Raw genomic sequence first — 14,174 nt, forward strand, 5'->3', positions numbered from 1 at the left:
TTGATTTTTTATCGATTTAGCTATATAACTTTTCAAATTTATTTCTAAATTTCTATCTAAAATAATTCTTTTTGGGGAGAATTGATCAAAACCCTCCAACCTACAATTTAGTTTTGGATTATCGATATTTAGTGTTTTAACAGAAATCATTATACCATCACTTTTTAATCTTAAATAATGAGTTAATTTATCAGATGTTTTATCAGTAATTTTTTTTGATATTTCGCTATAAATAATCTTATTTTTTGATACTGCAATTTTTCCAATTACATATGGTAGACACTTTTTTCTATTAAAAAAATAAGATCTGTATAAATTTTCTGCATCTTTTCTTAAAAGTCCCTTTTTAACTTTAATGTTGTTTTTTCTTAATATTGAATAACTCTTGCCTTTTACTTTTAAATCAATGTCATCCATTGAATAATAAACTTCCCCAATCTTATTCTTTATAATATTTTTGGTGCAGGGCGGAGTTTTTCCATAATGATTACATGGCTCTAAAGTAACATACATTTTTGAGTCTTTTAAATTTTCTAAACAATTAAAAATTGCGTTATGTTCAGCATGAGGTCTGCCATTATAGCCTGTTTGTCCTATAGATATTATTCTATTATTCTTTACTATTACACATCCAACCGAAGGATTGTTTCCTGTTAAACCTCTTCGCGCATTAGCTAAGTTTAAAGCTAATTTCATGAAATTTTTATCTTGAGTTGAAAATTTATCTTTTTTTGTAGACATCTAGTTTGTCCACAAATTGTACAAAATCTTGTTCTTCTCTAAAATTTCTATAAACAGAGGCAAATCTAACATAAGCAACTGGATCAAGTTCTTTTAAACCCTCCATGACCATAGTTCCTATTGTATTACTAGAAATTTCATTTTGACCAAGTTCCTCAAGTGATCTAGAGATCCGACTTATAAATTTTTCAACAGTTTCGGTATCTAAAGGTCTTTTTTTTAGTGCAATGTAAATTGATTTTGCAAGTTTATCTCTATCAAAAGCAGATTTTCTTCCATTTTTTTTTACCACCATTAATTCTCTAAATTGAACTCTTTCAAAGGTAGTAAATCTCGCACCACACACGCACAATCTTCTTCTACGTATAGCGGTGCCATCCTCTGTTGGACGTGAGTCTACAACGGAGGTCTCACCTTTCTTACATATTGAACAAATCATCTATTCAAATTTTTATAGATTGGAAATGAAGAGCATAAATCAATTACTTCTTTCCTAACTTCTTCCTCTATTTGACTGTTATCTTCTGGATTTTTAGATAATCCTTTTATTACTTTGGTTATTAATTCACCTACTTTTTCAAATTCTTTTAAGCCAAATCCTCTTGTTGTAGCAGCTTGTGAACCAAGTCTAATACCTGAAGTTATCATTGGTTTTTCTGTATCAAAAGGGATTCCATTTTTATTACAAGTGATATTGGCTCTACATAAACTCTCAGAGGCTATATTTCCTTTTACACCAAAAGGTCTCAAGTCAACTAACATTAAATGTGTATCTGTACCACCTGAGTAAATTTTAAATCCATTATTTTTTAAAGTCTCTGCTAACATTTTAGCGTTTGCTAAAACATTCTTTATGTAAGTTTGGAACTCTGGTTTTAATGCTTCATAAAAACCTGCAGCTTTAGCAGCGATGATATGCATTAAAGGGCCACCTTGATAACCAGGAAAAACAGCTGTATCAAATTTTTTTCCAAGATCTAAATCATTTGATAAAATTATCCCACCACGTGCACTTCTGAATACTTTATGTGTTGTGGATGTTACGACATGTGCATAGTCACAAGGATTTGGATATCCTTTGCCAGCTACTAAACCGGAAAAATGGGCCATATCTACCATAAGATATGCACCAACCTTATCAGCTATTTCTCTAAATCTTTTAAAATCAATTACTCTTGAATACGCACTACCACCTGCAATAATTAATTTTGGTTTATGTTCTAGAGCAAGTTTTTCGACATTATCATAATCAATTAATTCAGATTTTTTATCTACGTCATAACTTATTGCATTAAACCATTTACCCGACATTGAAATTTTCAATCCATGAGTTATGTGACCTCCTGAATTTAAGCTCATACCCATAAAGGTGTCGTTTGGTTTTAACAAAGCTAAAAATACAGCACCATTTGCTTGAGCACCTGAATGAGGTTGAACGTTTGCGTATTTACAATTGAAAAGTTTTTTTATTCTCTCAAGTGCTAGTTGTTCTGCTACATCTACATGTTCACAACCATTATAATATCTTTTTCCTGGATATCCTTCTGCATATTTATTTGTTAGAACTGATCCTTGAGCTTCTAATACAGCTTGTGAAACTATATTTTCAGAAGCTATTAACTCAATGTGATTTTGTTGTCTAATTAACTCATCATTTATTGCTTTAAATAAATCTGGATCAGATTTTGAAAGACTTTTTTCAAAAAAATCTTGGTAAGAAGAATTTATATATTTTGTTTCACTTGACATTTTTTCCTTATATTTTTTTTACTCTTTTTTTATGTCTACCACCCTCAAATTTAGTATTAATAAATGCTTCAATACATTTAAAGGCAGTATTTTTTTTTGTCAATCTAGATCCTAATGTTATAATATTAGCGTTGTTATGCAATCTTGATAATTTAGTGTTTTTTATTGAATAACACATCGCTGCTCGAATTTTTTTGTGTTTATTTGCAGCCATTGACATTCCCATACCTGAACCACAAACTAAAATACCCATATTTTTTGAGTTAACGCTGACCTTTTTACACAATTTATGAGCATAATCTGGGTAATTTACTGAGATCTTTGAGTTATCAGTTCCAAGATCATGAAAATTATATCTTTTAAGAAACTTCTTTTTAATTTGTTCTTTCAAATTATATCCAGCGTGATCTGAAGAAATAAATATTTTTTTCAAATTAGTTAAATTTGTAATCTAAAACGCATGCAACTAAATGGATTCTATTTTCCTCTCCTCCATTAAATGCGTTGTGATATTTAGTATTATTAGTAATCCAGACAGATCCATCTGCAGGCATATGTTTCGCAACATTATCAATAACCATTATAGAGCCCGGGTTAGTAATTATCGGAATATGTAGTCTAGGCTCCGGATCTCTGTGCCAACTTAAAGTTGATCTTGGCTCCTTTAATAAAATTCTTACACGTCCTAATTTATACTTTGATGAAAGGACATCAAACACTTCTTTGAAATAAGTATGTTTGTAATCTTCAATAAATTCAGAGTAAGCAGATTCATCAATCATTTCATCTCTCATAGCTTCTTTTCCAGAAGAGTCTGGTTTAGTCCAGAACACACCTCTTGCTTTATTACCCTTAATAGAGTCTGGATCACCTGGTATTTGTGTTAATGAAATGGCACCAAAATTTGAAACTCCATCAACTCCAGAAAAACCCTTGATGGTTAATAATTCTTTATAAGCATTTTGAAGTTTGTTTACATCAAACTTAATATCCTGTTTTTGAAAATCGTTAAAATTTAAATTCATTAGTAATTTATTGTCTCCTGATGTTGTTTAATATCTTTTTTAAGATATATTTGTATATAACATTTGTCGCATATTTTAAATAGATTTAAACATGATTACAGGAAAATTCCCAGCATTAAGACTAAGACGCAATAGAAAAACTGATTGGTCAAGAAGGTTAATTGAAGAAAATAATCTTACACCTAATGATTTTATTTTACCCATTTTTCTAATTGATGGAAAAAATAAAAAACAATCTATTAAATCAATGCCTGGTGTTTACAGGCACACAATCGATAAATTAAATAATATAGTAGACAAAGCAATTAAAAAAGGCATACCTATGATTGCATTGTTTCCATACACTGAAAAAATAAAAAAAAACGACTTAGGTATCGAGGCTCTTAACGAAAATAATCTGGTTTGTAGGGCACTACAAAAAATAAAGAATAAATATAAAAATGAGATTGGAATAATGTGTGATGTTGCATTAGATCCATATACCTCACATGGTCATGATGGTCTTTTACAAAATAAATATGTGTTAAATGACGAAACCATAAAAATTTTATTAGATCAATCTTTGTTACAGGCACAAATGGGTTGTGATGTTTTAGCGCCATCTGACATGATGGATGGTCGAATTGGTGAAATTAGAAAATATCTAGACAAACATAATTTTAAAATGACACAAATACTTTCTTATGCTGTTAAATATGCATCAAGTTTTTATGGTCCTTTTAGAGATGCAGTAGGTTCAAAAAACTTATTAAAAGGAAATAAAAAGAATTATCAAATGGATTATCGAAATAGTGATGAAGCTTTAAGAGAGGTTGCTTTGGATATTAAAGAAGGAGCTGATATGGTTATGGTTAAACCTGGACTACCATATCTTGATATTATTAAAAAAGTTAAAGAAAACTTTAAGATTCCAGTTATGGCATATCAAGTCTCAGGTGAATATTCTTTATTAGAATATGGAATTAAAAATGATTTAACTGATCGAAATATTATTTTAGAAAGTCTTATTTCTTTTAAAAGAGCAGGAGCAAATGCTATTGTTAGTTATTATGCTGATAGATTAGACCAAATTATTAAATAATTATTTTAAAGTATTAATAAATTGTAATCTGCTGATTGGTTGGTTTAGGTTATTGGGCTTTAAAATTGACTTTTCAAGATAATCACTCAACAATTTAAGACCTGTTAGTAAAGATCCTATATCTTCAGTTGAGTTATTTTTATCTATTAAAAAATTAGGTATAATTCTTTTTTCTTTTGATGACTTCGATATATATCGTTTTTGATCACCAATAATTTTTTCATTAACTAAATTCTCAAAATTTAAGTCATAGCCTAGAGATTTAAATAATTCCAACTCCCAAAAGATATAATTTTTTATCCAGTCTTTAGAGTTCAATAAAACATAAAATTCTTCTAACAAAGAAAATATCTTTACATTTTTTTGTGACTCAGCTGTAAGCAATTTAACCAAATTCATAGCTGAGGAAATACAACTTAGTTTTTGATGATTATCAAAATATAATGGAGATAAAGCTTCTTGAATCTCTACTTTAAAATAACCCATGCTATTTTCATTTTTAGAATTATAATTTACATACAGTTTATTTCCTATTTGAAGATAATTCTTAATTTTTTTTGAAGTTCCACCGAAAATAATACCACTCACTTTACCAAAATTTTTAGTATAAATTTCGGATATTAATGAATTTTCATTATATCTATTTTTATTCAATAAAAATCCAATATCATCCCATATCATAATTTACTCTGATTTTGTAAACATTTAATAGCAGCATTTTGTTCAGCATCTTTTTTTGAACTACCCTCTGCTAAAAAAAACTTAGTATCAATTAATTTTACACCAACTTTAAAAAGAGGTTTATGTCTTGGTCCAGTATTTGAAATAAGTTTATAAATAGGTAATTTCTTAAATCTTTTTAAAGAGAATTCTTGTAATTTTGTTTTTGCATCTATTTGAGTAATAACACTGTCTTTAATATTTTCTGACCATAATTCTAAAATAAATTTTTCTACAGAATTAAAACCTTTATCTAGATAGATAGATCCTATTAATGCTTCACAACAATCAGAAACAACTTTATCTTCTACTATTTTTTTCTTTTTTTTAATATCTAAAGTTAAAATATATTTATCAAGGTTAATTTTTTTTGCGATTTGTAAACAGGTTTTCTTATTTACTAATGATGCATACTTTTTATCTAATATACCCTCTTTTTCATTGGGGTAAATTTCCAGAAGCTTTTTTGCAATTACTAATCCTAAGACACGATCTCCTAAAAATTCTAATTTTTCATTATTAATTTCTTTGCTATAGCTTTTATGAGTTAATGATCTAACTAACAAATCTTTGTCTTTGAAGTTGATCTTAATCTTTTTTTCTAAAGTTTGATAATTAATTTTCATTATTTGATCTTTTGAAAGAATCTATCAAATCTGATTGATTTGTTCCATTTCCAAAATGAAAAAATACTTCCAATAGATCTATCTGATGAGAAGAAAATAAATTGGGCCTTTCCTACAAGATTATCTTTGTGTACATATCCTACACTTGATAAATATCTACTATCCTTAGAACAATCTCTATTATCTCCTAAATAGAAGTAGTGATCCTTTGGAACTATAAATTTATCAGAATTTTTAAAAGTATAATCTTTTAAGTAAACAGTTTTATGTTTCTTTCCATTAGGTAAAATTTCCTCAAAAGTAAATACATCAATGTTTCTATTTCCACAGAATATTTTATCACTTTCTGAGATTCTGGATTTTAAAACCTCTGAGTTATTTATATACAAATTTGAATTAATAAATTGTACTTGGTCTCCGGGCAAACCAATTAATCTTTTTATATAGTCAGTTCTATTATCTGCAGGAGTTTTGAATACTACAACATCTCCCCTTTTTGGCTCACTGAACATTATCCTTCCTGTAAAAATAGGTGGGCTGAATGGAAATGAATGTTTGCTATAACCATATGAATATTTAGTAACAAATAATCTGTCTCCAACTAACAGATTGGGCTCCATGGATGAAGATGGTATATAAAATGGTTGGAGAAATATAGATCTAATAAAAATAGCAATAATTAATGCATAGAATAAAGTTTTTATGTTTTCTTTAAAGAAATTTTTATCTAACATTATCTTTTAACCAAAATTGTAAATGCTATTGAATGATCTTTTTCATCAGATAGTGAGAGAAACAAGTCATATTTCTTAATTTTGAATTTTTTTTTTATAATTTTATCAATTTTTTTTGATTTATAGAAAAAAGGTTTACCCATTTTATCATTTAAAATTTCAATATCTTTGAAACTTAAATTATCTCTAATTCCAGTACCAAATGATTTTGATAAAGCTTCCTTAGCTGCAAACCTTTTTGCAAAAAAATTTGTTTTATTAACTTTATTTTTAGAAAATTTAAGTTCATTTATTCCAAAAGTTCTTTTTATAAAGTTTTGGTTTCTAATCAAAGGCTGAATTCGTCTATTGTTTACTATATCAACTCCAATTCCTAATATTTTCATTAGTGTTATTTAATAATTTTTTTGAATTTTTTTATTACTTTGGATAAACCAAAAAAAACCGACTCACCGATTAAATAATGTCCTATATTGAATTCTTCTATTTCTTTAAATCTAGATAATAATTCAGTTGTTTTATAATCAAGTCCATGACCAGCATGAACTTCTAAACCAATTTTCTTTGCAATAATTGAACATTTTTTTATTCTATTAAGCTCTTTAGAATAATTCTTCCTCAATTTTACTAATCTAGAAAGTCTACCTGTATGAATTTCAACACAATCAGATCCTAGTTTGTATGAGGTCTTGATATCATTAATTGATGGATTAATAAATAAACTAGTTCTAATTTTTTTTTTTTTAAATTTCAAAATTATATTCTTAAGTTTATTTTTATTTTTATTTAAGTCTAAACCTCCCTCTGTGGTAACTTCTTTTCTATTTTCTGGCACTAAACAAATATAATTTGGTTTTATTTTTAACGCTTTGCTTATCATTTTTAGGTTAGTTGAGATTTCCAAATTAACTAAAATATTTTTTAAGGAACAAATTTTTTTTGCATCATTATCTTTTATATGTCTTCTATCTTCACGAAGATGAATTGTTATTGAGTCAGCACCTGCTTTCTTAACAAATTTAGCTGCTAATATCGGATCTGGATGTAATTCACCTCTAGCATTTCTCAGGGTTGCTATGTGATCAATATTTACTCCAAGACGTCTCACTTCGTGTATCTACTTCCTGGTGTTGAAATTGGAATTAATTTCAATTCGTTTGGAATTTTGTTCTTTTTATAAGTTGGAACAAAAATTTTGAGGTGTGAAACTATATTTTTTTTTATCTTTAAATTATTTTTTGATGATCTATCAATAATTGTTGCAAAACCTATTAATTTTGCTTTTGAATTTTTAATCAATTTTACACATTCCATGCTTGATTTACCTGTGGTTATAACATCTTCGATGATTAATACTCTTGATCCTTTTTTAATTTGGAAACCTCTTCTTAATTTAAATTTTCCTTTTACTCTTTCACAGAAAATAGTTTCTTTTTTAAGTAATCTGCCAATTTCATAACCGATTACTATACCTCCCATTGCTGGTGATAAAATTAAGTCGAAGTTTTTAAATTTTTTCTTAATTTTTCCGGCTAAAGATTTACAAATTTTCTCTGCCTTATGTGGAAAACTTAATAGTTTTGCGCATTGAATATATCTTGATGAGTGTAATCCAGAAGATAAAACAAAATGTCCCTCTAATAATGCATTAGTTTTTCTTAAAATATCTAAGGATTTTTTGTGTGAAAGCATTTCTTTTATCTTCGTGTCTAATTATCTTAAATTTTATACCTTTTTGTTTTAGCTCTGCAATAAAATTAGTGAAATTTTTTAAATCCCTTATGATTAATTGAAATTTAAAATTTATATAGTTGGGGTTTTTGCCTGCCATAACAAGGTTTGAAATATTCAGTTTATGCTCTCCGATTAAAGAACTAACATTACCAAGCTGACCGGGTTTATCTGGTAAAGATATCCATAAAGTAGTATTGTACTTTTTTACTCTTTCCTCTTTTCTTTCTCCCTTTTCATGCCAATAACGTCTTATAGCTGCCCTTGCTTTTCCTGTTTTTGTTATTGGTATCCAATGCAATGATGGTGAATGATTTTTAGAGGTAATAATTTTAACTCGATCTCCATTTCTTAAAATAGTTTGGAGTTCACTTTTATTACCATTAATTTCACATCCAATTGCAGTATCTCCTATTTTAGTATGTACGGCATATGCAAAATCAATTGGAGTAGCATCTTTTGGTAATTTAATAACCGATCCTTTTGGTGTAAAGCAAAATACATTTTCTTGGAACATTTGTAGTTTTGTATATTCATATGAATGTTCTGGATTTTCATTTTTTTCAATGATTTCTACTAAATCTTTTAACCAGTCATATTCTTTCCAAGTTAAAGAATTAAATTTCTCAGAAGATTTATATTGCCAGTGTGAAGCAATACCCCTTTCAGCGAAATCATGCATTTCTGTTGTTCTAATTTGAATTTCTATAGGTTTTTTATTAGATCCAATAACTGCTGTATGAATTGATTTATAACCATTAATTTTAGGTGAAGAGATATAATCTTTAAATTTGCCAGGTATACAATTGTATTCTTTATGTATTGTCCCTAAAGTTTTGTAACAATCATCAATATTTTTTAAAATTATTCTAAATCCAATAATATCAGTTATTTGCTCAAGAGAAACTCGTTTCTTTTGAACTTTTCTCCAAATAGAAAAAGGTGTTTTACCTCTTCCATAAATTTTGGATTGTATATTATTATCATTTAACAAAGTGTTTATTTCATTAGAAAGAGATTCGAAAATATCTTTTTTGTTAGATTTGATTTCATCTAATCTATTTTGAATTAGTGTTCTTGCATCATTATTCAAAACTTCAAAAGATAAATCTTCTAGCTCATCACGAATTCTATGCATTCCCATTCTATCAGCTAATGGTGCATAAATTTCCATTGTCTCTTGTGCAATTCTTTTTCTTTTATCTTCTTTGGTGATAGCTTTTAACGTTCTCATATTATGTAAACGATCTGCAATTTTAACTAACAAAACTCTTATATCTTTTGAGGTAGCTAAAATAAGTTTTCTAAAGTTTTCTGCTTTTGAGTTAGTGGTTGCGGTGTTTTCAAAAACTGAAATTTTTGTAACACCATCAACTAAATCTGCAACCTCTTCACCGAATTCTCCTTTAATGGTCTCGTAAGTAGCATAGGTATCTTCGATTGTATCATGTAATAAACCAGTAGTAATAGTAGCGCTATCTAATTTAAGATCTGTTAGGATATTTGCGACTTCTATTGGATGTACTGAATATGGGTCACCTGAAGCTCTCTTTTGATTACTATGTGCTTTAACAGCAAAATCATAAGCTTTATTCAGTTTTTCAGGGTTTAAAAATTTGTTATAAATTTTTACTTTATTTATTAAATCTTCAGAATTAAGCATCCAAACACTATATCACTAAATTAAATTTGTTTAATAGACCTAATGTCTCTATTTTTTAATGATAATAATAGTTTTTTTATGGAATGTTTTGAAACTGGATGTTTCCAATTTTTATCTATCTCAAATAATGGAAAAAGGACGAAATTTCTTTTATGCATTCTTGAATGAGGTAGATTTAATTCACCTTTCATTTTTCTTCTATTAAAATCAATTATATCGATATCGCACTCTCTAGGAGCATTTCGAAGTCTTTTCTTTCGTCCCAGGCTTGTTTCAATAGTTTTACAAACACTTATTAATTCAAAAGGTGATAATTTAGTTAGAACCTTAACTACAACATTGTAAAATTTAGGATTGTTATTATCAGGCCAAGACAAACTCTCATAATAGCTTGATGATTTTACTATCATAATATCATTAAGAATTAATTTTGATTTAGCTAATTCAATATTATTGATTTTATTTCCAAGATTAGAACCTATACCTAAATAGACAGGATTAACTTGATTTTCTAATATATCTTGCTCTATCACGATTCCAGTCTCTTTGTTTTTTTACTGCTCTTTTATCAAATTGTTTCTTACCCTTGGCTACAGCTAACTCTAATTTTGCTTTTCCTTTTTTAAAATACATTTTTGTAGGTACTATTGTAAGCCCGTCTCTTTGCATTTTCCCAATTAGTTTATTAATTTCTCTCTTATTTAATAATAATTTTCTTTCATCGGTTGGATTATGGTTTGAATAACTAGCTTGCTTATAAGATGCAATATGTGAATTTATCAAGACTATTTCACCTTTTTTTTCTATTGCGTAAGAATCTGCTATGTTAACTTTACCATTACGAATTGATTTTATTTCAGAACCTTTTAAGACAATACCTGCTTCAAACAAATCCTCAAAAAAATAATTGAAACTAGCTTTTTTATTAAGACAAATTATTTTTAAACCACTATTGGTTTTTTTTTTCATTAAACTAGTTTTGCAGAATGAAGTGCTTTTTTAACGATATCCTTAGTTTCAGCTGTCACTTTTACAAGAGGTAGTCTTACATTATCATCACAAAGATTTAATAATTTTGCTGCGTATTTTACTGGACTTGGATTACTTTCGACAAACATTGCATGATGAAGAGGTTGTAATATTTTATCAATTTTTTCAGCCTGTTTAATTTCATCATTATTTTCAGATTTTGAAAATTTTTGAAAATCAGAGCAAAGTTTCGGAGCAATATTTGCTGTAACACTTATAGCTCCCACTCCACCTCTTTTATTAAATTCTAAAGCATTATCGTCATTGCCAGTTAATTGAATGAATTCATTTCCCATCTTTTTTAAAGTTTGTTCAACCCTATTTAGGTCTCCAGTTGCATCCTTAACACCAATAATATTTTTCAATTCAAATAATCTAGCCATAGTATCAACTGACATATCAATAACCGATCTCCCAGGAATATTATAAATTATTATAGGTATTCCACATTTGTCATTTATTGCTTTATAATGTTGGTATAAGCCTTCTTGTGTTGGCTTGTTATAATAAGGTGTTACAATAAGAGCGCCTGTAGCTCCAATTTTTTCTGCATGAGTTGTAAGTGAAATAGCCTCCTCTGTAGAGTTCGATCCTGTACCTGCAAAAACTGGTAATTTTCCATTACTTTCTTTTACACATAACTCAATCACTCTTTCATGTTCATCATGACTTAAAGTTGGTGACTCACCAGTTGTTCCTGCTGGAACTAATCCATTTGTCCCATTTTGGATATGAAAATGAATTAAATTAATATATGTCTCATCATCAAGTTTATCATTTTTAAACGGGGTGACTAAAGCAACATTTGATCCTTTAAACATAAATACTTATAACATACATTGTAGATTCATATAGTAAAAGATTATGATTAAAAAAATCTTATTTTGGATAGTATTGATTAATTTATTCGGTCTACAAACTATAGCTCAATCTGACATAATCCCATTAAAAAAACCTATCCAATCTGATGAGCTAACACAAAAAAAATTATTAATAGATGTACTAAAACCCTTACCCAAACCAATACCAAAAATAGTAACAAAAGAGATAGAAAAAAAAATTGAATCTAAGCCAGAAAAAAAGATAAGTGGACTGATACTTCCCAAAAAAAAACCATTAATCGCTGGAACAAAAAAAACAACAGAAATAAAGATATCAAAATATTATCGTAAAAAAGATTTTGCATTAGCAAAAAAAGCAATTTCCGAAATGAAAAAAGCTAGTTGGACAGCTGCAATTAAAACTGCCAAAAGAGCTAAAGATAAATCTATATATGACTTTATTCAATGGAGGCATTTACTTACCAAGGGAAATCAAGCTTCTTATTATGATTATAAAACATTCATAGATTCAAATGAAGATTATCCCAGAATTGGAAGAATAAAATATTTAGCAGAGCATAAACTTTCTACAGAAAAAGTTAGTCCACAAAAAATTATAGAATGGTTTGGTCCTGCGGAACCTTTAAGTGGTTTTGGTAAAATGATATTGGGTGAAAGTTTTATTCTTAATGGTAATAAGGAAAAAGGAATAAGATTCATTAAAAAAGGCTGGATATCAGCTGAATTGTCTAAAACAGATTTAAGATTTTATCGTAAAAAATTTAAGAAATATCTTAATGCAGACGATTATATTAAACGAGCAGAATATCTTGCTTGGAATAATAAATATTGGGATTTAAAACGAATGTTAAGATATTTACCTAAAGATTATGAACTATTATATACAGCGAGACAACTATTGATGAGTAAATCGTATGGTGTCGATAATGCTATTTCTAAAGTTCCATCTAATCTTAAAAATGATGCTGGTTTAAATTACGATAGATTAAAATGGAGAAGAAAAAGAGGAAGAGTTGATAGTTCTGTTGAAATTCTTCTAAATATAAAAAACACAAAAGATTACTTAGTTCGTCCGGATAAATGGTGGATAGAAAGAGAAATAATTTCCAGATCATTAATATATAAAAAAAAATATGAATTAGCTTATAAAATTGCCAGCAACCATGGAATGAATGATGGACCTGAATTTGCTGCTGCTGAGTGGATGAGTGGTTGGATTGCATTAAGTTTTCTAGATGATCCAGTATTAGCCAAAGAACATTTTGAAAATTTTTATAATAATGTTGGATACCCTATTAGTACAGCTAGAGGTGCATATTGGTTAGGTAAAACTTATAAAAAACTTGGTGATAAAGATCTATCTTATAAATGGTTTAAAGAAGCAACAAATTATTTGACCACTTATTACGGTCAATTGGCATTTATGGAAATTAGTCCAAATGAAAAATTTGAGCTTTCAAAAGACATGATTATTAAAAAAGAATATCGTGATTATTTTTTTAAAAAAGATTTAGTCAAATTGATATATTTACTTGATGAATTAGATGAAGATAAATATGCTAAACATATACTAAGACATTTGGCTAATGATGATGTTGCTAGTGGTAGTGAGGTTTTAGCAGCTGAACTTGCAACAAATATAGAACGATTTGATTTTGCTATTCAAATTTCTAAAATAGCATCCTATGAAAAAAGATTTCACAACAAATATAATTACCCAATCATAAGCACACCCAAATATATTAATGGAAGAAAAATTCCAGATAATGCTTTCATTCTTTCAATCATAAGACAAGAGAGTGAGTTTGATTTAAGAGCCAATAGTCATGCTGGTGCAAAAGGGTTAATGCAATTAATGCCTTACACTGCTAAACTAGTTGCCAAACAGGCGAAACTTCCTTATTCGAAATCTAGGTTAACTACTGATGCAGAATATAATATTAACCTAGGATCGCATTATATAGCAGGATTAATTCTTGAATATGACGGTGCTTATCCATTTGCAGTCGCTGCTTACAATGCTGGACCAAAAAGAGTTCGATATTGGAAAAAAATAAACAAAAATCCTCAAAAAAATCAAATTGATTATATCGATTGGATTGAATTAATCAAATTTAAGGAAACTAGAAATTATGTCCAAAGAGTATTAGAAAATTACAATGTTTATAGATACGTACTTGAACAGCAGCCAATCGCAATGAAAGATTTTTTTAAGAATAATCCCTTGTTTTAA

17 protein-coding genes are annotated in these 14,174 nt (G+C 28.2%); 2 read left to right on the forward strand and 15 right to left on the reverse strand.

The genetic code is table 11. The features are described 5' to 3' along the window. The 5 genes from ribD to ACTT83_RS03915 form a co-directional block, all read right to left on the reverse strand. Positions 1 to 741 (reverse strand): bifunctional diaminohydroxyphosphoribosylaminopyrimidine deaminase/5-amino-6-(5-phosphoribosylamino)uracil reductase RibD (gene ribD, locus ACTT83_RS03895; protein WP_440918827.1); only part of this gene is annotated, 741 nt, incomplete at its 3' end. Continuing rightward, positions 722 to 1,180, reverse strand: coding sequence for a transcriptional regulator NrdR (nrdR, locus tag ACTT83_RS03900; RefSeq protein ID WP_440917465.1), 459 nt, complete (start codon positions 1,178 to 1,180; stop codon positions 722 to 724). The genes nrdR and ribD, both read right to left, overlap by 20 nt. Then, entirely contained in the window at positions 1,177 to 2,490 is a 1,314-nt protein-coding gene (gene glyA, locus ACTT83_RS03905; protein WP_440918828.1) for a serine hydroxymethyltransferase, read from the reverse strand. Before glyA ends, nrdR begins: the two co-directional genes overlap by 4 nt. 7 nt (positions 2,491 to 2,497) lie before the next feature. After that, positions 2,498 to 2,923: a ribose 5-phosphate isomerase B gene (rpiB, locus tag ACTT83_RS03910; RefSeq protein ID WP_440918829.1), complete on the reverse strand. Its 426-nt coding sequence runs from the start codon at positions 2,921 to 2,923 to the stop codon at positions 2,498 to 2,500. Position 2,924: 1 nt separating this feature from the next. Next, positions 2,925 to 3,515, reverse strand: a complete 591-nt coding sequence (locus tag ACTT83_RS03915; protein ID WP_440917468.1) for an aspartyl/asparaginyl beta-hydroxylase domain-containing protein — start codon at positions 3,513 to 3,515, stop codon at positions 2,925 to 2,927. Positions 3,516 to 3,606: 91 nt separating this feature from the next. On the opposite strand from ACTT83_RS03915, the gene hemB reads away from it, so the two are divergent. Next, a complete protein-coding gene (hemB, locus tag ACTT83_RS03920) occupies positions 3,607 to 4,596 on the forward strand; it encodes a porphobilinogen synthase (RefSeq protein WP_440918830.1) in 990 nt (329 codons plus the stop codon). On the opposite strand, the gene recO is transcribed toward hemB, so the two are convergent. From recO to dapA, 10 genes are read right to left on the reverse strand one after another with little or no spacing between them, the layout of a single operon-like run. Then, positions 4,597 to 5,277: a DNA repair protein RecO gene (recO, locus tag ACTT83_RS03925; protein ID WP_440918831.1), complete on the reverse strand. Its 681-nt coding sequence runs from the start codon at positions 5,275 to 5,277 to the stop codon at positions 4,597 to 4,599. Continuing rightward, positions 5,274 to 5,942, reverse strand: coding sequence for a ribonuclease III (gene rnc, locus ACTT83_RS03930; protein WP_440918832.1), 669 nt, complete (start codon positions 5,940 to 5,942; stop codon positions 5,274 to 5,276). Before rnc ends, recO begins: the two co-directional genes overlap by 4 nt. Beyond that, the gene (gene lepB / locus ACTT83_RS03935; RefSeq protein ID WP_440918833.1) at positions 5,942 to 6,676 is read right to left on the reverse strand and encodes a signal peptidase I; all 735 of its coding nucleotides are present in this window, start codon (positions 6,674 to 6,676) and stop codon (positions 5,942 to 5,944) included. Before lepB ends, rnc begins: the two co-directional genes overlap by 1 nt. Beyond that, on the reverse strand, positions 6,676 to 7,062 hold the full coding sequence (gene acpS, locus ACTT83_RS03940; RefSeq protein ID WP_440918834.1) for a holo-ACP synthase: 387 nt from the start codon (positions 7,060 to 7,062) through the stop codon (positions 6,676 to 6,678). The genes lepB and acpS overlap by 1 nt, the downstream gene beginning before the upstream one ends. 5 nt (positions 7,063 to 7,067) lie before the next feature. Further along, the gene (locus ACTT83_RS03945) at positions 7,068 to 7,784 is read right to left on the reverse strand and encodes a pyridoxine 5'-phosphate synthase (protein ID WP_440918835.1); all 717 of its coding nucleotides are present in this window, start codon (positions 7,782 to 7,784) and stop codon (positions 7,068 to 7,070) included. Then, on the reverse strand, positions 7,781 to 8,368 hold the full coding sequence (gene pyrE / locus ACTT83_RS03950) for an orotate phosphoribosyltransferase (RefSeq protein WP_440918836.1): 588 nt from the start codon (positions 8,366 to 8,368) through the stop codon (positions 7,781 to 7,783). The genes ACTT83_RS03945 and pyrE overlap by 4 nt, the downstream gene beginning before the upstream one ends. Further along, complete coding sequence (locus ACTT83_RS03955; protein WP_440918837.1) at positions 8,325 to 10,070, reverse strand: bifunctional (p)ppGpp synthetase/guanosine-3',5'-bis(diphosphate) 3'-pyrophosphohydrolase; 1,746 nt, start codon at positions 10,068 to 10,070, stop codon at positions 8,325 to 8,327. Before ACTT83_RS03955 ends, pyrE begins: the two co-directional genes overlap by 44 nt. Positions 10,071 to 10,090: 20 nt before the next feature. Continuing rightward, positions 10,091 to 10,603: a 2-amino-4-hydroxy-6-hydroxymethyldihydropteridine diphosphokinase gene (gene folK, locus ACTT83_RS03960; protein WP_440917477.1), complete on the reverse strand. Its 513-nt coding sequence runs from the start codon at positions 10,601 to 10,603 to the stop codon at positions 10,091 to 10,093. Further along, positions 10,569 to 11,039: an SsrA-binding protein SmpB gene (gene smpB / locus ACTT83_RS03965; protein WP_440916381.1), complete on the reverse strand. Its 471-nt coding sequence runs from the start codon at positions 11,037 to 11,039 to the stop codon at positions 10,569 to 10,571. The genes folK and smpB overlap by 35 nt, the downstream gene beginning before the upstream one ends. Continuing rightward, positions 11,039 to 11,920, reverse strand: coding sequence for a 4-hydroxy-tetrahydrodipicolinate synthase (dapA, locus tag ACTT83_RS03970; RefSeq protein ID WP_440918838.1), 882 nt, complete (start codon positions 11,918 to 11,920; stop codon positions 11,039 to 11,041). Before dapA ends, smpB begins: the two co-directional genes overlap by 1 nt. A gap of 43 nt (positions 11,921 to 11,963) precedes the next feature. Here dapA and ACTT83_RS03975 point away from each other — a divergent pair, with 43 nt between their 5' ends. Next, the gene (locus ACTT83_RS03975; protein ID WP_440918839.1) at positions 11,964 to 14,174 is read left to right on the forward strand and encodes a lytic transglycosylase domain-containing protein; all 2,211 of its coding nucleotides are present in this window, start codon (positions 11,964 to 11,966) and stop codon (positions 14,172 to 14,174) included.

Origin of the sequence: Candidatus Pelagibacter sp., assembly GCF_052049775.1 — a bacterium.
Lineage (GTDB): Bacteria > Pseudomonadota > Alphaproteobacteria > Pelagibacterales > Pelagibacteraceae > Pelagibacter.